General features: G+C 63.0%; 25 protein-coding genes and 1 tRNA gene. 9 read left to right on the plus strand and 17 right to left on the minus strand.

Annotation, left to right across the window (positions count from 1 at the left end):
- Positions 1-1,368 (minus strand): peroxidase family protein (locus tag RMO23_RS07995; protein WP_309680238.1); only part of this gene is annotated, 1,368 nt, incomplete at its 3' end.
- 740 nt (positions 1,369-2,108) lie between these two features.
- Positions 2,109-2,987, minus strand: coding sequence for a c-type cytochrome (locus RMO23_RS08000; protein ID WP_309680240.1), 879 nt, complete (start codon positions 2,985-2,987; stop codon positions 2,109-2,111).
- Positions 2,988-3,140: 153 nt separating this feature from the next.
- Here RMO23_RS08000 and RMO23_RS08005 point away from each other — a divergent pair, with 153 nt between their 5' ends.
- Entirely contained in the window at positions 3,141-3,785 is a 645-nt protein-coding gene (locus RMO23_RS08005; protein ID WP_309680242.1) for a methyltransferase domain-containing protein, read from the plus strand.
- Between the two features lie 10 nt (positions 3,786-3,795).
- Here RMO23_RS08005 and RMO23_RS08010 read toward each other — a convergent pair whose 3' ends face one another.
- The 3 genes from RMO23_RS08010 to RMO23_RS08020 all read right to left on the minus strand — a co-directional run bounded on the left by RMO23_RS08010 (position 3,796) and on the right by RMO23_RS08020 (position 6,249).
- The gene (locus RMO23_RS08010; RefSeq protein WP_309680244.1) at positions 3,796-4,365 is read right to left on the minus strand and encodes a cytochrome b/b6 domain-containing protein; all 570 of its coding nucleotides are present in this window, start codon (positions 4,363-4,365) and stop codon (positions 3,796-3,798) included.
- 87 nt (positions 4,366-4,452) lie between these two features.
- Complete coding sequence (locus RMO23_RS08015; protein WP_309680246.1) at positions 4,453-5,547, minus strand: patatin-like phospholipase family protein; 1,095 nt, start codon at positions 5,545-5,547, stop codon at positions 4,453-4,455.
- Between the two features lie 324 nt (positions 5,548-5,871).
- Positions 5,872-6,249 (minus strand): VOC family protein, encoded by a 378-nt coding sequence (locus RMO23_RS08020; RefSeq protein ID WP_309680248.1) that lies wholly within the window; start codon positions 6,247-6,249, stop codon positions 5,872-5,874.
- Positions 6,250-6,492: 243 nt separating this feature from the next.
- On the opposite strand from RMO23_RS08020, the gene RMO23_RS08025 reads away from it, so the two are divergent.
- Entirely contained in the window at positions 6,493-6,840 is a 348-nt protein-coding gene (locus tag RMO23_RS08025) for an EF-hand domain-containing protein (RefSeq protein WP_309680250.1), read from the plus strand.
- Positions 6,841-6,885: 45 nt separating this feature from the next.
- Entirely contained in the window at positions 6,886-9,297 is a 2,412-nt protein-coding gene (locus RMO23_RS08030) for an ATP-dependent DNA helicase (RefSeq protein WP_309680251.1), read from the plus strand.
- Between the two features lie 250 nt (positions 9,298-9,547).
- Here RMO23_RS08030 and RMO23_RS08035 read toward each other — a convergent pair whose 3' ends face one another.
- From RMO23_RS08035 to RMO23_RS08050, 4 genes are all read right to left on the minus strand, one after another.
- Complete coding sequence (locus RMO23_RS08035; protein ID WP_309680253.1) at positions 9,548-10,237, minus strand: hypothetical protein; 690 nt, start codon at positions 10,235-10,237, stop codon at positions 9,548-9,550.
- A 298-nt stretch (positions 10,238-10,535) separates the two neighbouring features.
- The gene (locus RMO23_RS08040; protein WP_309680255.1) at positions 10,536-11,336 is read right to left on the minus strand and encodes a L,D-transpeptidase; all 801 of its coding nucleotides are present in this window, start codon (positions 11,334-11,336) and stop codon (positions 10,536-10,538) included.
- Positions 11,337-11,465: 129 nt separating this feature from the next.
- Positions 11,466-11,708 (minus strand): hypothetical protein, encoded by a 243-nt coding sequence (locus RMO23_RS08045; protein ID WP_309680257.1) that lies wholly within the window; start codon positions 11,706-11,708, stop codon positions 11,466-11,468.
- A gap of 164 nt (positions 11,709-11,872) precedes the next feature.
- Entirely contained in the window at positions 11,873-12,208 is a 336-nt protein-coding gene (locus RMO23_RS08050; protein ID WP_309680259.1) for a hypothetical protein, read from the minus strand.
- A gap of 429 nt (positions 12,209-12,637) precedes the next feature.
- On the opposite strand from RMO23_RS08050, the gene RMO23_RS08055 reads away from it, so the two are divergent.
- On the plus strand, positions 12,638-13,258 hold the full coding sequence (locus RMO23_RS08055) for a DUF502 domain-containing protein (RefSeq protein WP_309680261.1): 621 nt from the start codon (positions 12,638-12,640) through the stop codon (positions 13,256-13,258).
- Positions 13,259-13,278: 20 nt separating this feature from the next.
- Here RMO23_RS08055 and infA read toward each other — a convergent pair whose 3' ends face one another.
- The gene (infA, locus tag RMO23_RS08060) at positions 13,279-13,536 is read right to left on the minus strand and encodes a translation initiation factor IF-1 (RefSeq protein ID WP_309680263.1); all 258 of its coding nucleotides are present in this window, start codon (positions 13,534-13,536) and stop codon (positions 13,279-13,281) included.
- Positions 13,537-13,592: 56 nt separating this feature from the next.
- A complete protein-coding gene (locus RMO23_RS08065) occupies positions 13,593-13,832 on the minus strand; it encodes a hypothetical protein (protein WP_309680265.1) in 240 nt (79 codons plus the stop codon).
- Between the two features lie 431 nt (positions 13,833-14,263).
- Between RMO23_RS08065 and RMO23_RS08070 the strand changes: the two genes are divergently transcribed.
- Together RMO23_RS08070 and RMO23_RS08075 are read left to right on the plus strand one after the other, a co-directional pair.
- Positions 14,264-14,353, plus strand: a tRNA-Ser gene (locus tag RMO23_RS08070).
- A gap of 62 nt (positions 14,354-14,415) precedes the next feature.
- Positions 14,416-14,721 (plus strand): I78 family peptidase inhibitor, encoded by a 306-nt coding sequence (locus tag RMO23_RS08075; RefSeq protein WP_309680267.1) that lies wholly within the window; start codon positions 14,416-14,418, stop codon positions 14,719-14,721.
- A gap of 42 nt (positions 14,722-14,763) precedes the next feature.
- Here the strand turns inward: RMO23_RS08075 and RMO23_RS08080 are convergent, their stop codons facing one another.
- The 6 genes from RMO23_RS08080 to RMO23_RS08105 all read right to left on the minus strand — a co-directional run bounded on the left by RMO23_RS08080 (position 14,764) and on the right by RMO23_RS08105 (position 19,797).
- Positions 14,764-14,991 carry a hypothetical protein gene (locus tag RMO23_RS08080; protein ID WP_309680269.1) on the minus strand — a complete coding sequence of 76 codons (228 nt, stop codon included), beginning with the start codon at positions 14,989-14,991 and terminating at the stop codon, positions 14,764-14,766.
- 24 nt (positions 14,992-15,015) lie between these two features.
- Positions 15,016-16,197 (minus strand): radical SAM family heme chaperone HemW, encoded by a 1,182-nt coding sequence (hemW, locus tag RMO23_RS08085; RefSeq protein ID WP_309680270.1) that lies wholly within the window; start codon positions 16,195-16,197, stop codon positions 15,016-15,018.
- A 211-nt stretch (positions 16,198-16,408) separates the two neighbouring features.
- A complete protein-coding gene (gene rdgB / locus RMO23_RS08090) occupies positions 16,409-17,008 on the minus strand; it encodes an RdgB/HAM1 family non-canonical purine NTP pyrophosphatase (RefSeq protein ID WP_309680272.1) in 600 nt (199 codons plus the stop codon).
- 45 nt (positions 17,009-17,053) lie between these two features.
- On the minus strand, positions 17,054-17,782 hold the full coding sequence (gene rph / locus RMO23_RS08095; RefSeq protein ID WP_309680274.1) for a ribonuclease PH: 729 nt from the start codon (positions 17,780-17,782) through the stop codon (positions 17,054-17,056).
- Between the two features lie 108 nt (positions 17,783-17,890).
- Entirely contained in the window at positions 17,891-18,793 is a 903-nt protein-coding gene (locus RMO23_RS08100; RefSeq protein ID WP_309680276.1) for a serine/threonine-protein phosphatase, read from the minus strand.
- Positions 18,790-19,797 carry a serine/threonine-protein kinase gene (locus RMO23_RS08105; RefSeq protein WP_309680278.1) on the minus strand — a complete coding sequence of 336 codons (1,008 nt, stop codon included), beginning with the start codon at positions 19,795-19,797 and terminating at the stop codon, positions 18,790-18,792. Before RMO23_RS08105 ends, RMO23_RS08100 begins: the two co-directional genes overlap by 4 nt.
- Before the next feature lie 71 nt (positions 19,798-19,868).
- On the opposite strand from RMO23_RS08105, the gene RMO23_RS08110 reads away from it, so the two are divergent.
- The 3 genes from RMO23_RS08110 (at position 19,869) to rpoZ (ending at position 21,735) form a co-directional block, all read left to right on the plus strand.
- Entirely contained in the window at positions 19,869-20,786 is a 918-nt protein-coding gene (locus RMO23_RS08110) for a YicC/YloC family endoribonuclease (protein WP_309680280.1), read from the plus strand.
- An 82-nt stretch (positions 20,787-20,868) separates the two neighbouring features.
- The gene (gmk, locus tag RMO23_RS08115) at positions 20,869-21,489 is read left to right on the plus strand and encodes a guanylate kinase (protein WP_309680282.1); all 621 of its coding nucleotides are present in this window, start codon (positions 20,869-20,871) and stop codon (positions 21,487-21,489) included.
- Between the two features lie 42 nt (positions 21,490-21,531).
- Positions 21,532-21,735, plus strand: a complete 204-nt coding sequence (rpoZ, locus tag RMO23_RS08120; RefSeq protein WP_309680283.1) for a DNA-directed RNA polymerase subunit omega — start codon at positions 21,532-21,534, stop codon at positions 21,733-21,735.
- Positions 21,736-21,810: the final 75 nt, after the last annotated feature.

Genomic DNA, 21,810 nt, shown 5'->3' on the forward strand with positions numbered 1-21,810 from the left:
GCCGGCGATGAAGTGCTTGTCCAGCAGTTCGCCGTCGTAGGTGCCGGCCGGCTGCACGCCGCCTATGACGCCGTTGTTGTCGCGCACCAGCCCCGGCGCGGCCGATGGATCGGCGCTGTGCGCAATGTCGATGAGGAACTGGTGCCCGGTGCGGTAGGCATTGGCCAGGTTGATGGGCGCAGCCCGGTTGCCTTCGACCAGGACCCGTCCGTCGTCGGCGTCCCCGATGATGCCGTTGGCGCCTGCCGTGCGCATCACCACCTGCGGCATGCCGCCGGGGCCCTTGATGAAATTGCCATAGGCATCGGTCGCCAGCAGCGGCACGTCGAACACGTCGGCGTCGGTGAGGTTGATGCCGAGCAGCGCACGGGCCTGTGCCTTCACGACGGCCCAGGTCGCCATGCCACCGATTTCAGTGTCCGCGTTAACACCGATACCGCCAAAATTTCCATCGGCGCCCAGATTGCGGTTGGTGATCAACCGGCCGGTGGCGACCGGGTCGCCGGCGGCGTTGAGTTCGTAGGCGCGCAGGAACACCTGGTGCGAGGGGTGCGAGGAATAGGTCTGGTTCTGGTCGACGAACGGCGAGGTGGTGTTGGTCTGCTGGTGGATGTCGTCGGCGGTGCCCAGGATGCCGTCGGGGCCGGGCTGGTTGGTGGCGCGCGTCAGCACCATGAAGCGCTGACCTACCGGCAGATCATCGGCGTTGCCGAGTATGCCGTCGGCGCCGGGAATCAGCGGATCGTCCGGCAGCAGCGGAATGAACACCGTGCCCGAGCCGCCCTTGGTCACCAGGTCCAGGCCATGGTCGAAGAACTGGCCGAAGAAGGTCATCCAGGCGTTGAACGGCGCCGACAGGCCGGCGTCCGCCGGAATATTGGGGATGAAGTTGACCGGGCGGTCATCTGGCGTACCGAAGAGGCCATCCAGGCCAGGGCTGGCGACGACCTGGGCGCCCGGGTTGGCCGCCGCCGCGGCGAGCGCCGCCGGATTGCTGGCGGTCTGGTCAACGATCAGGTTGGAGATCGTGCGCGGCGCGGTATCGAATACGGCACCGCTGGTTTGCAAATACGAGGTGGTGACGGGGGCGGTATCGGCCGCGCCATTGGTGTCGAAGCTGGTGCCGTCAGGATCGAACGTGACGGCGCGGAACTGTGGCGTGGTCAGGCGCGGAAAGATCGTGTCGGCGGCGCCGAACCCGCTTTGCCCCAGCACCAGGTTGTTGAAGGCACCGGTCACCGTGCGCAGGCCGAAAGGCACTTCGACATTGGGCAGCAAGTCGGTCAAAAGCTTGCCGGCAGCGTGCGCTTCCGCGATCTGGATTTGTTTGAGAATGAATTCAAGATCGCTTTTGCTGAATGACGCCATGGCTGTTTCCCCTTTAAGCCGGTTTCCTGCCCCGCGTGTTCTGAATACTCACGCTGGGCGGACCCAACAAAAAACTGAAATCAAAACCGGAAAACCGATCATCACCGTGGCGTTTCGTCGGGTGTTTTGGGTCATCCGGAGCCTGGGTGGCGTCAACAAACAAAACTTTCTTCACAGAAATCTTGCCGTTGTCTGTTCGCTAACGCACGCCGGCCGTGAGTGTGCGGCGCCATGCATGCCTCGCGAATCCCCTGCAAATCTACCTACTTTGACTTACCAGGATGGCAAAAATTAAGAAAAAAGTAAGTTTTCACTCACAAAAAATCCCTTACAGGATCGAAATTCTTGGGGGAATTATTGGCACTGTGCCGACGGCGCCGGGCCATGCGTTTGGCTGATGTGGCTTTGTGTAATCTCTGTCGCCAAAGATAATTTTCAGCTTGAATAAAGCTTTTATCCGGTATTTTCCGGGCTTTTTGGCAAGCGGCCATCCGATGAACCGGTCCATCACGCGATGAACGGCAATAGTGTCTCGCCACAGCGGCTAACGGGCACCGGCAGCCAGCACTCGGTTGCTACAAAATAGATAGCTACTCATGCCCGTTTTACCTGGGCTACAAGCCCGAAATGCCTACACCGATGGCGCCGGGGGCCAGCGCCGCGGGCCGGCAACTTCGGGCCTGCTGTTCGGGCTGCGGCCACTGCAGCCACAGCTCGACCCCTCTCTCGATTTCAAGCGGCTAGGGCTTTCCGGCAAACACCTGCGGCTTGAGCGAGCGCAGATAGGCGATCAGCGCGCTCATGTCGGCGTCGTTGATGTTCTTGTAAAAACCATAGCCCATGGGCGGCTTGTAGGGTTGGCCGTTGTTGTCCATGCCTTCGCGGATGGAGCGGGCAATCTGCGCGTCGGTCCAGCCCTTGAGGCCGGTTTCATGCGGCGTCAGATTGCGCGACACGCTGGCGCCCCACGGCCCCTTGAACACCTGACCACCCGCGCCCAGGCGGGCGTGCTCGAGCATGCCCTGCGCATTGCGCGGTGTGTGGCATTCCATGCAGTGGCCGATGTTGGCCAGGTACTCGCCGTACTTGACCTGGTTGCGGGCCGGCGGCGCCACGACGTGCCTAACAGGCGGACCATAGCCGGGCGGCAGCGGGATGCTGTAGCTGGACCTGGTCACCTCGCTCTTGACGGCCGGCTGCGCCCGCAGGTAGGCAATGATGGCGGCCAGGTCGGCGTCGGACAGGTGACGGTAAAACTCGATCGGCATGGGCGGGCCAATGAGGCTCTTGTCGGGCCGCACGCCCTCGCGAATGGCTTTGGCCAGTTGTGCGTCGGTCCATTTGCCGATGCCGGTGTCGGCGTCGGGCGTGATGTTGGCGGCATAGGCCTTGAACACATTGGGCTCGTCAAACAGCATGCCGCCCGACAGCCCCTTGTCAAACAGCGGCTGGCCCTTGTCGCCGCGCGCCACATGGCAGTTGCCGCAGGCCACCACGCCGTCCATCAGGTATTTGCCGCGTTCGAGCCGGGTTTGCTTCTGCGCCCAGGCCGTGCCGGCAAGCAGAAAGGCCAGCAGCGAAGCAAGCAGGGCAGGCCTGCGGTATTTGTTGTTGTTCATGGTGTTGCTTTCGTTGTGCAGACGATGGCTAACCGAAGCTCAGAAGCAGGGAAAGCGAATAGTACTGCGCACTTTGCAGCCTTTGCAAGAGGAAATTGCTGCCCGTTCGGGTGCGGCCCGCTGCCGCCATCAAATGGCGTAGCATGGCCTTCCATGACCGTGCCCACCCCCGCGACGCCGCAAGAGATCGCACGCATCGCCCAGCGCACGCTGGCGCATTACGAACAGCATGCCGAGGCGTTCCGGCAAGGCACGCGCGACCATGACGTGAGCCAGAACATTGCCGCGCTGCTGCAGCACATCGAGGCGCCCGCGCCGTTTGAACTGCTCGACTTCGGCTGCGGACCGGGGCGCGATCTGAAGACCTTCACGGCGCTGGGGCATCACGCCACCGGCCTGGAGGGCGCTGGTCCGCTGGCCGCGATGGCGCGCGCCTACAGCGGCTGCGAGGTATGGCAGCAAAATTTCCTCGAACTTGATTTGCCGGCCGCGCACTTCGACGGCGTGTTTGCCAATGCGGTGCTGTTTCATGTGCCCAGCCTGGCCCTGCCGCGGGTGCTGGGCCAGTTGCATGCCACGCTCAAACCCGGCGGCGTGCTGTTCAGCTCCAACCCGCGCGGCCACGGCGAAGAGGGCTGGAGCGGCGAGCGCTACGGCACTTTTCATGACCTGGCGGCCTGGCAGCGCTACCTGTCGGCGGCCGGCTTTGTCGAACTGGCGCACTACTACCGCCCGGCCGGCCTGCCGCTGGCGCAGCAGCCGTGGCTGGCCAGCGTCTGGCGCAAGCCGGCCGCCTGAGCGCTGCGCGTCAGGGACGTTTGCGCGGCCCCAGCGGCAACCACCGCGGCAGCATGGAAGCCAGCACCCCATCCTTCAAAAAGAAATGGTGAAACAGCGCGGCCAGCGCATGCAGCCCGGCCAGCCACAAAATGGCATCGCCCAGAAAAGTGTGGATTTCCGCGATCTGGGCCCCCAGCGCGTGCGACTCGGCGATGGGCGGCGCCATCCGCAGCCCCGCCAGCAAGGTCAGCGCATGACCTTCGAGCCAGGCGCCGGCAACGGCCGTGAGCGGCACCGCCAACAGCAGCAGATAGAGCGCCGCCTGCACGGCCCTGGAGCCCAGATCCATCCAGCGCGCCAGCTGCACCGGCGCGGGCCGGGTGTCAACCATGCGCCACACGAGGCGCAGCAGCACCAGCGCCAGCACGCACAGCCCCAGCGTCTCGTGAAGCTGGCGCTCAAAATCCCGCGCGGCGGCATACACCCGCTGCTCGGAGCCGCCCGGCCCATAGATGAAGGCGGCCAGCACAAAAATGGCCGTGAGCCAGTGAAAGGCCTGGGCGACCGCGCCATAACGGCCATCTGAGCGGTGTTGCATTTCTTTTTCCTTTGCGTTGATCGGGAATCCTGCGGTGGCAAGGCACGGCGGACGCGGCGCAGCACGCGACAGCCTACACCCGCACGCTCAGGTAAACCACTGCTTCACATCGACCGTGGATTGCCGGCCAATGGCGCCGGCGTGCTCGGCCAGCCAGTCGGCGGCGCGCGCGCGGCCCTGCTCCTTCAGATGCTCCAGAAACGGGCCATGCGCCAGCAGCTTGGTGTCGGTGCGCTCCAGGCTGGCCAGCTGGCTGGAGTCGATCATGTGAAAGCGCGCCTTTTGCAGCCGCCGCTCCAGCCGGCCCCAGGTCAGGAATGAGGGGCTCGAAAAATCGGTGGCCTGGGCGAACATGCGCATCTCGCGCATGAAGTTGGCGCTGAAGGCCAGCTCCACGATGCGCGACTCGATCTCTTCCACCGTTTGCGGCGTGCCTTCGCGCCTGAGCGGGCTCAGCAGCACCAGCAGCACATCGCGCGAATCGCAGTCATAAAACAGCGGAAACACCGCCGGATTGGCCGCATAGCCGCCGTCCCAGTAGGGCTCGCCGTCAATCTCGACCGAGTGATGGATTTTGGGCAGGCAGGCCGAGGCCAGCAGCACCTCCAGCGTCAGCTCGGTCTCGCGAAACACCCGCAGCTTGCCGGTGCTGGCCTGCGTGGTGCCGACAAACAGCTTGAACGGGCTGCGCGCGCGCAGCTGTTCAAAATCAATCTGCTGATGGAGCTGGCGGCGCAGGGGATTAAGGTCCAGCGGATTGAGCTGCGAGGGCGAAAACTGCCCGGCCCACTGGGCCAACAGCTTGCTGGCGGGCCACGGGCTGGTGCTGTCGCCCTCGCCCTGGGTCATGGTGGGCCAGGGCATCTGCTTGCCGACCTCGGTCCAGAAATCGGCCAGGCCCTGGCGCGCGCCCTCGCGCCCGCCCTTCATCCAGCCGTCGGCCAGGACGACCGCGTTCATGGCGCCGGCGCTGCTGCCGCTCAAGCCTTCAAATTCAATGCCCGGGCTCTCCAGCAGCGCGTCCAGCACGCCCCAGGTAAACGCCCCGTGCGCGCCGCCGCCCTGCAGCGCCAGGTTGAGCCGGCTCGGCGCGTGGCGCCCCAGGCGCTTGAGCCGCGCCAGGGCTGAGGTCGGCATAAAGCCGGGGCGGTTGATGACGATGGCATCGGGGCTGACGGTCATGAAGACTCCTTCTCGGTGCACGGGGTGCTTGACGAGCAAAGAGCCAGTATAGGGTTTTCCCTAGTTTCTTGTGGGCCGGCGCAGGCAGGGGCAAAACTTGAACTCTATTTACTATCAAAAAAATAGCAAGCTATCCTCGTACTTCCTGGGCTAGCGGCAAATTTTATCCCGCGGCAGCACCATGGGCCACGGCAAGCTTGTTTTCCAGCAGCATGCGAGTTTCTGCTTGAGTTGCATCAACCGTTTCACACGAGGCGAGGCGATGCCCGCCAGGCCTGCCCGTTCGCGCCGCCTGCTTTTGAACTATCCTGGGGTGCTCGCGAGCTATTGATTGAGGATATGCAGAATGTTGCCGTCGGGGTCCTTGAACCACGCGCCCCTGTATGCGCCGGCGACATGCACATCGCCCTCGCGCAGGAGGCCCGGCAGGTCGTAATGCTCAAACGTCACGCCCCTGGCCTGCAGCGACTGCAGGATGCCGTCAAAATCGTCGCCCACCGCCCAGGTCGCCGATGTGGCCTGGTTGCTGCCGGCGAAGGGCGAGACATACACCAGCAGCGTGGTTTTGCCGCTCTGGTAGTTGAGCACGCTGTCCTCGCTGCTTTCCAGAGGCTTGAAACCCAGCTTCTGTTCATAAAATTTTCTGGCCACGTCAATCGTCCTGACCGCAATCGTGGCCATGGCGTCTTTGCTTGCAAGCATGTTCGTCTCCTGTGTGCAGGTTGATGATCCGAAAGAATATGGCTTAGGTTTTGGCCGTTCACCCAGACTGTCAACCGCCTCGAAACAGAAAGCTGTTTCTTTGTGTATTCCCGGCCGCCCATCTGCCGGGGTTCAGCGGTGTTGCAGGCAAAGTTATGTGTAGCGTCGCCCCGCCGATGTAAACCGGCGCAACAGCCTGAAAGAACGCTGGCAGCATGGCGCTTATTGCCGTCCAATAGCGGCATGTTGATGCGCTTTCTGAAAAACCCGTTTCCCCTGCGCAGCGCCCTGCTGGCCCTGTGCGGCGCGGCGCTGCTTGCCGGCCCTGTTGCGGCGCAGACCGCCGAACCAGCGCCGCCGCCGCCCGCCACGGCCGACACGCCCCCGCAGCCGGCCCCCAAATACGCCGCCAGAGACATTGAGCGCGCCTTCGGCTACATCGATGCCAACCAGGACGGCCGGCTCAGCCGCGAGGAAGCAGCCGGCTTTCGCGGCGTGGCCAGGCACTTTGACGAAGCCGACCTGAACCACGACGGCGCGCTGTCGCGCGCAGAGTTTGAAAACGCGCTCAACCACAGCAAGCCGCAGTGACGCCCGCCACTGCCCAGGAACTGTCAAGTGGATGAAACAGCCGGGGTGAGTCAGGCCCCCCCGCGCTACGTTGTAGCGGTTCGGGCGCTGTGCGAGTTCACCGCCAAGCGCGGCGATCTGGACCTGCGCTTCACGCCCTCGCCGTCCGCCCAGGAGGGCATGGCCGGTCATGCGCTGGTGGCCGGGCGCCGGGCCGACAGCTACCAGGCCGAAGTCAGCCTGAGCAGCGACTACAAGCAGCTGCGGGTGCGCGGCCGGGCCGACGGCTATGACCCCGGCAACAACCGGCTCGAAGAGGTCAAGACCTTTCGCGGCGACCTGGCGCGGCTGCCCGACAACCACCGACGGCTGCACTGGGCGCAGGTCAAGATTTACGGCTGGCTGCTGTGCCAGAAGCTCGGTCTGGCCGAGTTGCGGCTGGCGCTGGTTTATCTTGACATCGGCAGCCAGCAGGAAACCGTGCTGAGCGAGCCGTTCACGGCCGATGCGCTCAAGGTTTATTTTGAAACCCAGTGCGAAAGCTTTCTGCACTGGGCCGCGCAGGAGCTGGCCCACCGGGCCGCGCGCGATGCGGCGCTGACGGCGCTGGCCTTTCCGCACCCGGCCTTTCGGCCCGGCCAGCGCGAACTGGCCGAGGCGGTGTACCGCTCGGGCAGCAGCGGCCGCTGCCTGATGGCGCAGGCGCCCACCGGCATCGGCAAAACCATGGGCACGGTGTTCCCGCTGCTCAAGGCGGCGCCGGGGCAGGCGCTCGACAAGGTATTTTTTCTGACCGCCAAAACCCCGGGCCGGCAACTGGCGCTCGACGCGCTGGCGCGCATCCAGGCCAGTGCGCCCACCCTGCCGCTGCGCGCGCTGGAACTGGTGGCGCGCGACAAGGCCTGCGAGCACCCGGACAAGGCCTGCCACGGCGACTCCTGCCCGCTGGCCAAGGGCTTTTATGACCGCCTGCCGGCGGCACGCAGCGCGGCGATTTCCAGCCCGCAGGCCAGCGCCCTGCTCGACAAAACCGCGCTGCGCCACATCGCGCTGGCGCACCAGGTCTGCCCCTATTACCTGAGCCAGGACCTGGTGCGCTGGGCCGATGTGGTGGTGGGCGACTACAACTACTATTTTGATGTGAGCGCCCTGCTGCACGGGCTGACGGCGGCCAACCAGTGGCGCGTCAGCGTGCTGGTGGACGAGGCGCACAACCTGGTGGAGCGGGCCCGCAAGATGTATTCGGCCGGGCTGGACCAGGCCGATCTGGCCGGACTGCGGCAGTCCGCGCCCGCCGCGCTGAAGAAAAGCCTGGACAGGCTGCAGCGCAGCTGGAACGCGCTGCACAAGGCGCAGAGTGACCCCTATCAGGTACATGACCACATTCCCGAGAAATTCTTGCAGGCCTTGCAGCAGGCGAGCAGCGCCATCACCGACGAGCTGACCGAGCACCCGACGCGGGTCGACGCCGGCTTGCAGCGGTTTTATTTTGATGCGCTGCACTTCTCGCGCATGGCCGACAGCTTTGGTGCGCATTCGCTGTTTGACGTCACCCTCGATCACGCACAAGGCCAGGTCAAAAGCCGCCGCGCGCTGGCCCAGCTCTGCATCCGCAATGTGGTGCCCGCGCCGTTTCTGGCCCCGCGCTTTGCGGCGGCGCGTTCGGTCGCGCTGTTTTCGGCAACGCTGAGCCCGCAGAACTATTACGCCGACACGCTGGGCCTGCCCGGCAGCACGGTGTGGACTGAGGTGCAGTCGCCGTTTCTGGCCGACCAGCTCGCGATCCGGGTGGTCAGCGATGTCTCGACGCGCTACCAGCACCGCGACGCCTCGCTGTCGCCGATCGTTGAGCTGATGGCGCGGCAGTACCGCGCCAGGCCCGGCAACTACCTGGCCTTTACCAGCAGCTACGACTACCTGCAAAAACTGCTGCTGTTGTTCAGGGCGCGCTACCCGCAGATTGCGAGCTGGGAGCAGACGCGGCGCATGGACGAGGCGGCGCGCGAGGCATTTCTGGCGCGCTTCACGGCGCAGTCGCAGGGCATAGGCTTTGCGGTGCTGGGCGGCGCGTTTGCCGAGGGCATTGACCTGCCCGGCGACCGGCTGATTGGCGCCTTTATTGCCACCCTGGGCTTGCCGCAACTGAACCCCATCAATGAGCAGATCCGGGCGCGCATGGGCAGCAATTTTGGCGCGGACCAGAGCTACGACTACACCTATCTTTACCCCGGCGTGCAAAAAGTCGTGCAGGCCGCCGGGCGGGTGATACGCACCCCTTCAGACCAGGGCGTGATTTACCTGATGGACGACCGCTTTGCCCGGTCCGAGGTGAAAAAGCTGCTGCCAGGCTGGTGGCAGTTCAACCACCTGCGGGTGAAAACGCCCGCGCCGGCGACCGACAGAGACCGGTACGCAACAGGGTCAAAACACCCCGAACAGCATCAACAGCAAGATAACGCTGATGGGTACACCGAGTAGCCAGGCAATGATGGGCATTTGCTTCTCCTTGAGGTGAATTGGGTTGAAATACCCATCCACTTTAAAAGGCGCGTCGGCATGCCGATGCCGGGTTTCAGGCCTGAAGCCGGTAAGAAAACGCTGACGGATGTGTAGTGGGCTGGCGGGTGAAGGGGGCCCCTAACGCCCATTTTTAGCCTGGCTGGATGCAAAACAAGCCTCCAGCCCAATGAACACCTGCGCAAGCAGCTATCAATACGATAGCAAAAAATTAACGCATGCTGAGCTGCAACGCGCCCAGCATGCGCTCGACCGGCTGGTCTTCGGGCAACACGTAGACCACGCCGTAGTTTTTTCCCAGCAGCGGGCTCACCACAGACTCGTAAAAGCTGACCGGCACCACCACGCAGCCCAGCGAGATCCGGTTGTCGCCGGGCGTGGCCGAGGCGAGACGCTCCGGGCGGCGCTCATGGGCCGGGGCCGGGCGCAGGCGGTGGATGGCCAGCTTGGCGGCGTAGTCAATCCAGACGATCGCCTCGCCCTGCAGGTTGTGGCCGGGCTCCGAGGCAAAGCGGCCGGCCGGCGTGCTGCGCTCATCACCGCGCAGGCTGGCCACCTCGCGCTGCTCGATGCCCGCTACCGCGCGGTCGCCGGGCGTGAGCCCGAGCAAGGCGGGCGAGGCGCCGCGCAGCTGGCCGCTGGCCTCAAACACAAACAGGCGGGCGCTTTTCTTGTCGACGATCACAAAAGGCTGGGCCTGGTTGTCGCCCAGCGCCAGCACCCAGCGCCTGGCATAGCGGGCGTCGGCCGAGGCGGACTCCAGCACCAGCTCCGACCCTGGGCTGGCGACCGGTTCGACCGCCGCTGCGGGGACCGCGGACAGCGCGGACAGCAGCGCTGTGGCGGCCATGGCCGCCCTCAAAACCAGCCGGGCATGCAGTTTCTTGCCAGTCAACAACATCGGGAGAATTCCTGTGGTCTGCGCCATGGGGGTGCGCAAGCGCACAGATAAAAGCCGGCCCCACGATGCGGGACCGGCTTTGGATGGCTCCGATGTTAATGAGGGCCGTGCTGGCTGACAACGGAATAACCCTCAGCGGCGGGCTTCAATAGCTATTATTTTGATAGCTTAAAGCGCCCATTGAGTATGGGCCAGACCCGGTTTTTACCACCCAGCCAGTTTTTTGTAACGCTAGCGCTTCGTGGTAATTTTTCCGCACAGATTTATACGTTTCCGCGCAATTTCGCCGGTTCTGGCGTCAACTTGCCGGGGTGGCCCCATGCCGCGCGGCCACGTCATAGGCCGAGCCAAAGACTTCGGCCACCGATTTGACCTCCGGCAGCACATAGACCACGCCATAGCTGGCGTTAAAGGCGGGCTTGAGCACGTTGTCAAAAAACGCCACCGGCATGTTGATGCAGCCGTAGGAAATGCGGTTGTCGTCGGTGCTGGCCGAGGCCAGGCGCTCCAGCCGGCGCTCTTTGGGTTCATGGGTGCGCACGCGGTGCATGGACACGGCCGCATCGTAGTCGACCCAGACCACGTCCTCGCCCGACGCATTGCGGCCCGGCTCACCCAGGAAGCGGCCCGCCGCCGTGGTGCGCTCATGCGGCTGCACCTCGGCAATCGGCCGCCCGCCAATGCCGGTCACCGCGTCGTCGCCCTTGGCCGAACCGATCAGCACCGGCGTGGCGCCGCGCAATTTGCCGGCCGCATCGAACACATAGACGCGGGTGTTTTTCTTGTCAATGATGACAAAGGAAAGTTGGCGGTTGTCACCCGAGTCAACCACCCAGTCCGCCACATGGCGGGACTCGGGCGAAGCCTCTTCACCCGCGAAATCGGCAAAGCGCGGCTCCGCGCGCGGCTGGACAGCGTTTGCGCCTGCCGGCGCGGCCCCGGTCGGCGCCACGCCGCCACGAAACGGCGGCAGGGTCAGTGCCAGTATCGCGGCGCCCAGCATTACGCCCTGCTTCAGGCCGTCCAGCCATTCCTGTCGCCCGGCGCCTGGAGCAGGCGCCGGGGGCAGCTCAGGGTTCGATGGCGTGAAATCCTGCATGAAGAATCACACAATGCAGAAAGGATTTATTGAAAGGGGGCATCGGTAGTCAGGGCAGTCCGGACAGCACGCGAAAAACGCGCGACCAGCCCGGACCCACTTCATACCAGAGGGCACGTCAGGCCCGGTTTAGTTGCGGTCTGCCTGAGCAGGACGCTCGCCCTGAAAGCCGGCCGTGTCAGTGGTGCTTGCAGCAGGTGTCTGCATCGCATCTGGGGTGGTCGTGCTCTGGTTTTGCATGGTCTGTCCGCCGCTCTCGGCCGGCTTGACCGGCTGGGTGGCGGCGTCAGGGGTCTGGGCGTAGGCCAGGCCAATGGCGCCAACAACAGCGGCTGCAGCTATAGCAGAAGCCAGGGTTTTACTTGCTTTCATATCGATACTCCTTGCGTCATGCCCCTCAAGGGCAGTCAGTGGGTGAATGGCTGGCCGAATTGCCAGCTGACTTCAATTTACCCCCCGCCCAAGCCTGCGCCGTCGGTTTGATGCGAGGCTATGTGTAGGACAAGCGAGGTCACAAAATGCAAAGAATGCTGCATTCACGCCGCGGCGCCCGGCCGCTGCGGGGCCGGAGCCGATAATCCGCTGCGAGGCACGCCATTACCGGAAAAATCCGGCTCAAGGCGCGGGCCGTATTGCAGGTCAGGCCCGACCAGGCGCTGCAATTCGCCATAGCCGCTGGCCAGCGCCGTGTCATAGGCGGCGAAGGTGATGTCGGAGCAGGCGAGCGCCTCAAAAACCGGCGCCTGGCCCCGGCGTTCAAGAACACGCCAGCGAAATTCGCCGGGGCCGTCTTCTTCGACCGTCAAGGCCAGTGCCCGCAAGGGCATTTGAAGTTGCGCGTTAACCAAAGTGGACAAAGTGGCATGGCTCATGGTGTGGGTTCCCTGGAAAGACCGGTACGGGCGCAGCGCGCTTGCGGCAATGGCTGGCGGCACCGGTTCTATCGAAATTGGTGTTTGGAGTTGTCAGGAAAGGCGTGAACGCCTGGGAGCTTGCGGCAAGCATGGTCGGTTCGGTGCGGGTCAATCGCTGACCCCTTTAAATCGTTGAGCCCTTTAGGTAGTGGCTAACCTGCGCGGAACAAGCCAACAGGCCGCCTGATAAAGTAACTTTAAGAAACCGCCGACCGTGCGTCTGCAGTGTTTTGGAGCCCGTGTCTGTAGGAAAAAACGGATGGGCTGGCGCCCTGGCCCGTACGGACCGGACGTATTCCCGAACTGGTTATATTGCGGATGGGCTCGCGCCCCGCCCAACCGCGTAGCAACCCCGTAGCAACCCCGTAGCAACCCGGCAAAGCACTCATGAAAAGCCTGTACAAATATTTTTTTCGCGGCCTCATCACCATCTTGCCGGTGGCCCTGACGCTGTACCTGCTTTATCTGTTCCTGAACTGGACGGAAACCGCGGCGCTGTGGGTTTTGCGTCCGCTGATTGGCAGCTTTTATGTGCCCGGTCTGGGCCTGCTGTTTGGCATTCTGGGCATCCTGGCCATTGGCTACCTGGTGTCCAAGCCAGGCGTGCGCAAGCTGCTGTCGTTTGCCGAGTTGCCCTTCACCAATCTGCCCGTGGTGAAAAGCATTTACTCGTCACTCAAGAGTTTTGCCGACTACTTCTCACCCACGGGCAAGCAGGGCGAACAAAGCGTGGTGATTTTGCGCATGCCGGGGCACGCACTGGAAATTGTGGGACTGATCACGCGGCGCAGCTTTGCCGATTTGCCGCCGGGCTTTTTGCCGGGCGAGCGCGTGGCCGTATACCTGCCGATGGGCTACATGATTGGCGGTTACACCGTGTTTGTGCCGACCGACTGGGTGCAACCCATAGCCATGTCGGTGGAGGAAGCGATGCGCTCCTCGCTGATTGCGTGGATGGCGCGCCCGGCTGCAGGCACCGGTGACGGTGGCAGCGGGGCGGCTCGCTAGACCTGAGAGAAAAGGTCTGCTTAGTGCGCGTTGCGTTGCGCGGGGCCGGGTCCACGACCGGCGATGTGACGAAAGGTGATGCGGCCCTTGCTGAGGTCATAAGGCGACAGCTCCAGCGACACCTGGTCGCCGGCCAGAATGCGGATATGGTTTTTGCGCATCTTGCCGGAGGTGTACGCCACCAGCTTGTGGCCGTTGTCCAGGGTCACGCGAAAACGCGAGTCCGGCAACACTTCATCTACCAATCCGTGCATTTCAATCAGTTCTTCTTTGGCCATGATGTAACTCCTTGAGATTGGGGAAAATTTCTGGGATAAGGCGGGTGTTGTTCAGGTCAGACACAGGCCGGGAGCGAGCGTTCCCGAATCCAGCCCAGGGCATGCTCGGTGGCGTAATGCAAGGCGCTGGCGGCGTTGTCAAAAAGCCCGCTGAAACGCATCACGCGGTCGTGCGTGGCGCTGCCGCGTCCGGAGCGGATGGAAACCGATGCCGCAAAACGGCCTTCGCCCTGCTGTTTGGCCAGCGGCGATACGAGGTATTTGCCCACCGCTATCGGGGTGTGATCACTGTTCATAAAAGTCCTGGGCCGGGTATTTTTCCCGGCTTGATATAAAAGAAAATAATAAGAAATAACGGGCCTGCAAGCAAGCCAACGGTGTTCGGTTTCTGCCTGCCACGCTCTTTAAAAAAGAACGGGGCCGGTTGAGCCTTGAAGTGGGCACCGTTGGGGGAAGTGCTCGCCAGGAAATAGAACAGTGCGGGTGGGGCTCAGTGCTGTCTGGGCACTGAAGGCACTGGAAATTCGGGCTCTGAGAAGCGCCGCCATTGAGAAGGAAGCCGCGGATGAAAAGGGCTTCGATGTAAAAAGCTGATGCTTTACCGAACCCCTGATTATAGCGTTCTGCCAAAACTGCGCTTGAAACCGGGCCGCGCCGGGCCGGCAACCGGCCATTGTGGGCGGCAGCGACCAGGGGCCGCGTGACCAGCGGTTAGAATCACCAACCCGGAAGCGTGGCAGAGCGGTTGAATGCAGCAGTCTTGAAAACTGCCGAGGATGCGAGTCCTCCGTGAGTTCGAATCTCACCGCTTCCGCCATTTATGGGCCCTGGTTAAGGGCCCCTACCCCCAAGAGTCCAGAGTCCCAAGAGGAATCCGCCATGCGACTGCCCCCCATCGGTCTTGCCGCGGCAGCCCTTCTTCTGCTTTCCTCATGCGCCTACACGGCCGCGCCCACCCTGCCGGCGCCCGCGCCCCTGTCGGGGCGTTGCAATGCCGCACCGGCGCAGTTTGCCGTGGGCCGCGTGGCCGATGCGGCGCTGGAGCTCGATGCCAAAACCCGCGCCGGCGCGCAAATTGTGCGGGTGTTGCGGCCGAACCAGGTGGTGACGATGGATTTCAGCGCGGAACGCCTGAACCTGACGCTGGACGCCAGCGGCCGGGTCACGCGCGTGAACTGCGGCTGAACAAGCCCCGGCGCGTCGCCGCGGGGCTAACTCAATCCTGACTCAGGGCTTTTTGGCCGTTTTTTCAAGCTGCTGCAACTGCCGTTTGCGCTTGGCCTTGTTTCTGGATTCGGGCTCGGGCGGCGCCTTGCGCAGCGCCCGGGCCTGGCGCTGGCGCAACGCATCTTCCTGTTGCTTGCGTTTTTTATTCCGAAAGTGCACAAAAGTTCGGCCCAGGCCAAAGCTGACGGCGCTGCTGACGGCCAGCAGAATGATGCTTGAGGTTTCCATACTTTCAGGGCGTAGGCGGCGGCGCTACAGAAACAGCGCCTGCAGGTCGTTCAAAAAATCAAAGCCCTGCGCCGTCGGCTGGATGCGCACCAGGTCGCGCTCAATAAAGCCCTTGCGCTCGGCCTCGGCCAGCCCCTGCTGGATCGCCGTGACGGGCAAGCCGGTTTTTTCGGCAAAGTCCTGCAACCTGAAGCCATCCTTCAGGCGCAGCGCATTGAGCATGAATTCAAACGGCAGCTCGGCACGGCTCACTTCGGTTTCCTGCGTCACCGCGCCCCCGGCCAGGGCTTTGTCCATGTAGAGCTTGGGCTCGCGGTAACGCACCTGGCGCACCACGCGGTGGGCAAAGCTGAGCTTGCTGTGCGCGCCGGCACCGATGCCCAGGTAGTCGCCAAACTGCCAGTAATTGAGGTTGTGAAAGCAGCGGTGCCCCGGTTTGGCGTAGGCCGACACTTCGTAGCGCTGCAGCCCGGCGCCTTCGGTCAGCTCGGTGATTCTGTCGAGCATGGCGTAGGCCGCGTCGTCCTCGGGAATCACCGGCGGGAACTTGGCGAAGTAGGTGTTGGCCTCAATCGTCAGGTGGTAAATCGAAATATGCGGCGGCGCAAGGGCCAGCGCCTGGCGCATGTCCTGCTCCAGATTTTCCAGCGTCTGGCCCGGCAGCGCGTACATGATGTCGAGGTTGAAGGTGTCAAACGCCTGCGCCGCTTCTTCCACCGCGGCAATCGCCTGGGCGCGGTCATGGACGCGGCCCAGCGCCTTGAGGTGGCGGTCGTCAAAGCTCTGCACGCCGACCGAAAGCCGCGTCACGCCGGCGCCGCGAAAGGCCCTGAAGCGGTCTTTTTCAAAGGTGCCGGGGTTGGCTTCGAGGGTGATTTCGCAATCGGCCTCGAGCCGCAGGCGCGCCCGCAGGTCGCCCAGCAGGCGGTCAATGGCCTGCGGCGAAAACAGGCTGGGCGTGCCGCCGCCAATAAAAATGCTGTGCACCGTGCGGCCCCAGATCAGGGGCAGCGAAGCCTCCAGATCGGCCACCAGCGCGTCGATGTAGCGCTGCTCGGGCATCTCGCCAGCCACCTCATGCGAGTTGAAGTCGCAATAAGGGCACTTTTTGAGGCACCAGGGCAGATGCACATAAAGCGACAGCGGCGGCAGCGCGCTGAGTTGCAGCGTGCCGCTGCGCATGTAGTGCTGAATGTCGGTCACCATGTTGCACCCCAACTCTCACGGTATGAACCAGCGGACGCCGCGTAACCGGCTTTGCCGGGCCGCAGGCGTCGCCCCCTGAGGGGGAGGCCGCGACACGCAGTGCGCCGGCAACGGGGGGGAATCATGGCAACCAGCGCCGGGCCGCCCCAAGCGTTGCCGGCCCCCTCGGGGGGCAGCGCAGCACATGCAGTGGCAAGCGTGGGGGTCAACATCAGATCCAGCGCTCACGCATCAGCGCCATCATCTGGCGTGTGGCCTTGCCGCGGTGGCTGTTGGCGTTTTTTACCTCGACCGGCAGCTGGGCAAAGGTCTGGCCGAATTCGGGAATAAACATCACCGGGTCAAAGCCAAAGCCGTTGCCGCCCACCGGCTCGCGCGCGATCTCGCCCGGCACCCGGCCGCTGGCAATCAGCGGTTCCGGGTCGTCTGCCGAACGCAGCGCCACCAGCGTGCTGACCAGCGCCGCGCGCCGGTCGGTGATGCCGGCCATCTGCTCCAGCAAGGCCCTGACGTTGTTGTCGTCCCCCTTGGCATAACCAAACTGCGTCGCATAAAACGCGGTGTCCACGCCGGGCAGGCCGCCAAAGGCGTTGACGCACAGGCCCGCGTCATCGGCCAGTGCCGGCAGGCCGCTGAGCCGGGATGCGTGGCGGGCCTTGGCCAGCGCGTTTTCGACAAAGGTGCGAAACGGCTCCTCAGCCTCTGGAATGCCCAGTTCGGCCTGGCGCAGCAACTGCACCCCCAGCGGCGCCAGCATGGCCTGCAACTCGGCGAGTTTGCCGTGGTTATTCGATGCAAGAACGATTTTCATCATTAAAAGTGGCACCAGCCCATATAGAAAGTGCGCATGTAGCTATTAATTTGATAGCGATTGTTTTTGCAAGGCGACCAGCCGGGCGATGCCTTTTTCAGCCAGCACCAGCAAGGCGTCCATCTCCTGGCGGGAAAAAGCCGCGCCTTCGGCCGTGCCCTGCACTTCAACGTAATGGCCCACGCCCGTCATGACCACATTCATGTCGGTGCCTGCGGCCGAATCTTCGGTGTATTCCAGGTCCAGCAGCGGCGTGCCCTCGACAATGCCGACCGAGATGGCGGCCACGTGGTCAAGAATGGGGTTTTCCTTGAGCCTGCCGTCGGCCAGCAGGCGGTTGACCGCATCCTGCGCCGCCACAAAGGCGCCGGTGATGCTGGCGGTGCGGGTGCCGCCGTCGGCCTGCAGCACGTCGCAGTCCAGGTAGATGGTACGTTCGCCCAGTTTTTTCAGGTCAAACACGGAGCGCATGGAGCGGCCGATCAGGCGCTGGATTTCCTGGGTGCGGCCGCTTTGCTTGCCGCGGGCGGCTTCGCGGTCGCTGCGGGTATGGGTGGCGCGCGGCAACATGCCGTATTCGGCGGTAACCCAGCCTTCGCCGCTGCCCTTTTTGTGGCCAGGCACTTTTTCCTCGACCGAGGCGGTGCACAGCACCTTGGTAGCGCCAAATTCAATCAGCACCGAGCCTTCGGCATGAACGGTGTAATGGCGGGTGATGCGCACGGGGCGCAGCGCGTCGGCAGCGCGTGCATCGGCTCTGGCAAACTGGGTCATGGTGAGGCTTTCTGGCGACGAAACGCCGCGCGAATGGAAAAGGAAAGGGCGAAACAAGGCCCTGCGGTGCGCAACGCGAGCCGTACCTGGCGGAGGCCGTCGGCCCGATCAGGCTTTTCTGGCGGCCGAGCGGCGTATCGCTTCGTTGATTTCAGCGATGGAACGTTCGATTGTCGCCTCATCCAGCTCGTCGGCCCCGGTGTCGAGCATGCTCGCCTGAATGGTGGAGGCAAACACACCGTCCATGATGCTGTCGGTGGAAACGCCGCGGGTGGACTCGAAAGCGTCGGGCGTTTCCCACTCCATGGCCAGCACCGTGACGTTGTCGCCGTGCTCGCCGCCTATGCGCAAGGCATTTTCAACCAGGTCGGGCACCGCGTCCGACACCCCCTTGCTGGCCAGTTCGCGCACGATCTCGTCATCGCTCAGGCTACCCCACAGGCCGTCAGAACACAGCAGCAGCTTGTCGCCCTGTTGCAGCACCACCGGGCCCGCAATGTCAAACACCGGCTTGGTCGGCGAACCCAGGCAGGTGAACAGGATGTTGCGATTGATGCGCGCCAGCTTGATCACCCCGTTGCCCTGCTGCTCCAGGTAGGAGTGGTCGCGCGTGCGCGTCAGCAACTCGCCATCGCGCACCACATAAAGGCGTGAATCCCCGCAATGCACCCAGGTCGCCCCGGTGCCCTGCAAAATGGCCGCCACCAGCGTGGTGCGGGGCGTGTCCAGCATGCCTTTTTCGCTGGCGTAGCGAATGATCTGGTGGTGCGCCGCCATCAGGGCGCTGGTGAGAAACGCGGCGGTGTCCCTGATGGTGGGACGCGCTTCCTTCTGGTAAAGGGCCGAAATGGTCTGCAGCGCCAGTTGCGCCGCCACCTCGCCTTCCGGGTGGCCACCCATGCCGTCCGCCAGCACAAACAGGCCGGACTCGCGCGTGTAGCAGTAACCCATGCGGTCTTCGTTGTTCTCGCGCCCGCCCTTGCGGCTAACCTGAAAGACAGAAAATTTCATTTCAATTTGGTCGCAAAGCCAGTGGCCCGGCGCGCGGTTTTTTTGGTATCGGACACCATGTTGTCAAACTGAAGGCGCACCTTCTCGCTAACGGTGAGCTTGGTGTAACGGCGCTCACCTTCCCGGCTCAATTCCTTTTGCAAGGCAAACACCGATTGCGGCCTGGACAGCGGATCGAGCGACATGCACCACTCGACGACCTCAATCAGGTTGTCCGAATAGACACCGCGCAGCCGCGACAGGGCCAGCGACAGGCGGTCTTTTTCCAGCCGCTGTGGCGCATCATTGGGCGGGTAGCCCTGCATCGAGGCGTAGATGCAGGCGCCAATCGCATAAATGTCGGTCCACGGCCCCATGGAGGAGTCGCGGCGGTACATTTCGGGCGCGGCAAAGCCAGGGGTGTACATGGGCCGGATGAAGTTGCCTTCCTTGCTCAGCACCTCGCGCGCCGCGCCAAAGTCAATCATCACCGCGCGGTTGTCGTCGGTGATGAGAATGTTGGCGGGCTTGATGTCCAGGTGCAGCATTTTGTGCTGGTGCACGATGCGCAAGCCGCGCAGGATTTCGTCAAACAGCGAGCGGATGGTCGATTCGCGGAAAACCTTTTGCTTTTTCAGTTCGCGGGCCGTGATGATGAAGTCCTGGAGCGTGCCGCCTTCCAGGTAGTTCATCACCATGTAAACCGTTTCGTTTTCGCGAAAGAAGTTCAGCACGCTCACCACCGAGCCGTGCGAAATCTGCGCCAGCGCCCGGCCTTCTTCAAAAAAACTCTTGAGCCCGAGCCGGTACAGCGAGAGCTTGTCGGGCTGCACCTGCGGCAGCAACTCGCCGGGCGCCCGGCTGGCCAGCGATGAGGGCAGGTACTCCTTGATCGCGATTTGCTGGCCCTCGTTGTCAACGGCCAAGTAAACTACACCAAACCCGCCGGCCGAAAGCTTTCGCACAACGCGGTAGCCACCAATCACGGTGTCGGGCGGCAGTGGTGCGGGCTTGACCTTTGACATAATTTGGGATGAGCCATGGTGACCACGTCAACCACGTCTTGTTCTCTCTCTTTAGTAAAGCGTATTAGCAAATGTCAGTTTACAGCATGACGGGTTACGCGACCGTGCAATCCAGCACGGCGCAGTCGGCCACGGAAGCTGATCCCGGCCAGGACGCCAATTCGCGGCTCGGCGTCGAAATACGCTCGGTCAACAGCCGCTTCCTGGACCTGGCCTTTCGCCTGCCTGATGAACTGCGCCAGGCCGAGCCGGCGCTGCGTGAACTGCTGACCGGCAAGCTCAAACGCGGCAAGATCGAGCTTCGGGTATCGCTTGAAAGCTCCTTGTTTAGCAGCCTGCGCCCGCCCTCGTCAGCCACGCTGCAGCGTCTGGGTTCGCTGGAAGACAGCATCAAGTCGTGGCTGCCCCAGGCCGCGGTCCTCAGCGTGGCCGATGTCCTCAGAATCGCCACCAACGAAGACAAAAAACCACACGACCACAGCGACGAACTGCTCAAACTCAGCAAAAAGGCCCTGAAAGAGCTGATGACGGCCCGCGAGCGCGAAGGCGCCCGCCTGGCCACCATGCTGCTGGACCGAACCGCGCAGTTGCGGACCCTGGCAGCGCTGGCCGAACCCATGGTTCCCAGGCTGGTGGAGCAGCAAAAGGCCCGCTTCCTGGAACGCTGGAAGGAGGCGATGGCACTGGGCAGCAGCACCGCCCTGCCCGAAGTGGCGCAGGACCGCGCCCTGACCGAAGCCACCGCCTTTGCCATCCGCATTGACGTGGCCGAAGAGATCACCCGGCTGTCGTCGCACCTGGACGAAATTGACCGCCTGCTGGCCAGCGGGGGCGAACTGGGCAAACGGCTGGACTTCCTGATTCAGGAACTGCACCGCGAAGCCAACACCCTGGGCTCCAAATCCGCGTCTCTGGAACTGACCAAAATCTCGGTCGACATGAAGGTGCTGATCGAGCAGATTCGTGAGCAGGTGCAGAACATCGAATGAAGATTGAGGGCTTCAGGCGAGGCCCGAGCTAGGTTTTAGAGCTTTTTACTACCAAATTTATAGCAACCAGTGCCCGTAAAACATGGATTATCCCGGAAATCTGTTTGTAGTAGCGGCCCCCAGCGGGGCCGGCAAGTCCAGCCTGGTCAAGGCTCTGATGGAGCTCGATTCACGCATCCAGCCCGCCGTGTCGCACACCACCCGCCCGCCACGCGGACAGGAAAAGCATGGGCGGGAGTACTACTTTTTATCGCCTGAAGAGTTCGACAGCATGGTGCTGCGCGATGCGTTTGTGGAGTGGGCCCATGTTCACGGCCACCGTTACGGTACCTCGCGCCACACCATTGAAGAGCGGATCGCGCACGGTGCCGATGTGATTCTGGAAATTGATTTTCAGGGGGCCATCAACATCAAACGGATTTTTTCGAACGCCGTGCTGGTATTCATCCTGCCCCCGAGCTGGGAAGAATTGCGCTCTCGGCTGCAGCGGCGCGGAGAAGACGCGGCCGAAGTGATAGAACTGCGGCTCAAGAATGCCGCAATAGAGATGGCGCAGGCCCGGGAATTCGACTTCGTTATAATCAACGAGTTGTTTGAGCGGGCAGTTTTCGACCTGAAAACCATTGTTCATGCCCAAAGGCTCAAATTTTCGGCCCAGCGACGTGCCCGCGCCGAAACTTTCGAGGCCCTTCAAATTCCTTAAAGTCTGACGTCCTCTTTTATCGATCACAGCGAAAGAATCACCATGGCCCGCATTACCGTTGAAGACTGCCTCGAAAAAATCCCGAACCGCTTTCAGCTGGTTTTGGCCGCCACTTACCGGGCGCGCATGCTCAGCCAGGGCCACACCGCCAAGATTGAAAGCAAGAACAAGCCCGGCGTGACCGCGCTGCGCGAAATTGCCGATGGCAAAATTGGCCTGGAAATGCTGAAAAAAGTCCCCAACTGATACAGCCCAGGCTGACTGAAAAAGCACCGCTTGCCGGTGCTTTTTTCATTCTGGCGGCGGTATATTCCACTTTTT

It is taken from the genome of Polaromonas sp., assembly GCF_031411155.1.
Taxonomy (GTDB): domain Bacteria; phylum Pseudomonadota; class Gammaproteobacteria; order Burkholderiales; family Burkholderiaceae_C; genus Polaromonas.

Excerpts from the sequence above, each read along its gene's own strand:
- hemW (WP_309680270.1), bottom strand. The coding sequence starts at position 16,197 with ATGGTGACCGACATTCAGCACTACATGCGCAGCGGCACGCTGCAACTC.
- RMO23_RS08015 (WP_309680246.1), bottom strand. The coding sequence starts at position 5,547 with ATGACCGTCAGCCCCGATGCCATCGTCATCAACCGCCCCGGCTTTATG.
- rdgB (WP_309680272.1), bottom strand. The coding sequence starts at position 17,008 with ATGAAAATCGTTCTTGCATCGAATAACCACGGCAAACTCGCCGAGTTG.
- infA (WP_309680263.1), bottom strand. The coding sequence starts at position 13,536 with ATGGCCAAAGAAGAACTGATTGAAATGCACGGATTGGTAGATGAAGTG.
- RMO23_RS08010 (WP_309680244.1), bottom strand. The coding sequence starts at position 4,365 with ATGCAACACCGCTCAGATGGCCGTTATGGCGCGGTCGCCCAGGCCTTT.
- RMO23_RS08105 (WP_309680278.1), bottom strand. The coding sequence starts at position 19,797 with ATGTCAAAGGTCAAGCCCGCACCACTGCCGCCCGACACCGTGATTGGT.
- rpoZ (WP_309680283.1), top strand. The coding sequence starts at position 21,532 with ATGGCCCGCATTACCGTTGAAGACTGCCTCGAAAAAATCCCGAACCGC.
- RMO23_RS08065 (WP_309680265.1), bottom strand. The coding sequence starts at position 13,832 with ATGAACAGTGATCACACCCCGATAGCGGTGGGCAAATACCTCGTATCG.
- RMO23_RS08075 (WP_309680267.1), top strand. The coding sequence starts at position 14,416 with ATGCGACTGCCCCCCATCGGTCTTGCCGCGGCAGCCCTTCTTCTGCTT.
- RMO23_RS08080 (WP_309680269.1), bottom strand. The coding sequence starts at position 14,991 with ATGGAAACCTCAAGCATCATTCTGCTGGCCGTCAGCAGCGCCGTCAGC.
- RMO23_RS08045 (WP_309680257.1), bottom strand. The coding sequence starts at position 11,708 with ATGAAAGCAAGTAAAACCCTGGCTTCTGCTATAGCTGCAGCCGCTGTT.
- RMO23_RS08050 (WP_309680259.1), bottom strand. The coding sequence starts at position 12,208 with ATGAGCCATGCCACTTTGTCCACTTTGGTTAACGCGCAACTTCAAATG.
- RMO23_RS08055 (WP_309680261.1), top strand. The coding sequence starts at position 12,638 with ATGAAAAGCCTGTACAAATATTTTTTTCGCGGCCTCATCACCATCTTG.
- RMO23_RS08035 (WP_309680253.1), bottom strand. The coding sequence starts at position 10,237 with ATGTTGTTGACTGGCAAGAAACTGCATGCCCGGCTGGTTTTGAGGGCG.
- RMO23_RS08005 (WP_309680242.1), top strand. The coding sequence starts at position 3,141 with ATGACCGTGCCCACCCCCGCGACGCCGCAAGAGATCGCACGCATCGCC.
- gmk (WP_309680282.1), top strand. The coding sequence starts at position 20,869 with ATGGATTATCCCGGAAATCTGTTTGTAGTAGCGGCCCCCAGCGGGGCC.
- RMO23_RS08000 (WP_309680240.1), bottom strand. The coding sequence starts at position 2,987 with ATGAACAACAACAAATACCGCAGGCCTGCCCTGCTTGCTTCGCTGCTG.
- RMO23_RS08100 (WP_309680276.1), bottom strand. The coding sequence starts at position 18,793 with ATGAAATTTTCTGTCTTTCAGGTTAGCCGCAAGGGCGGGCGCGAGAAC.
- RMO23_RS08020 (WP_309680248.1), bottom strand. The coding sequence starts at position 6,249 with ATGCTTGCAAGCAAAGACGCCATGGCCACGATTGCGGTCAGGACGATT.
- RMO23_RS08110 (WP_309680280.1), top strand. The coding sequence starts at position 19,869 with ATGTCAGTTTACAGCATGACGGGTTACGCGACCGTGCAATCCAGCACG.
- rph (WP_309680274.1), bottom strand. The coding sequence starts at position 17,782 with ATGACCCAGTTTGCCAGAGCCGATGCACGCGCTGCCGACGCGCTGCGC.
- RMO23_RS08040 (WP_309680255.1), bottom strand. The coding sequence starts at position 11,336 with ATGCAGGATTTCACGCCATCGAACCCTGAGCTGCCCCCGGCGCCTGCT.
- RMO23_RS08025 (WP_309680250.1), top strand. The coding sequence starts at position 6,493 with ATGTTGATGCGCTTTCTGAAAAACCCGTTTCCCCTGCGCAGCGCCCTG.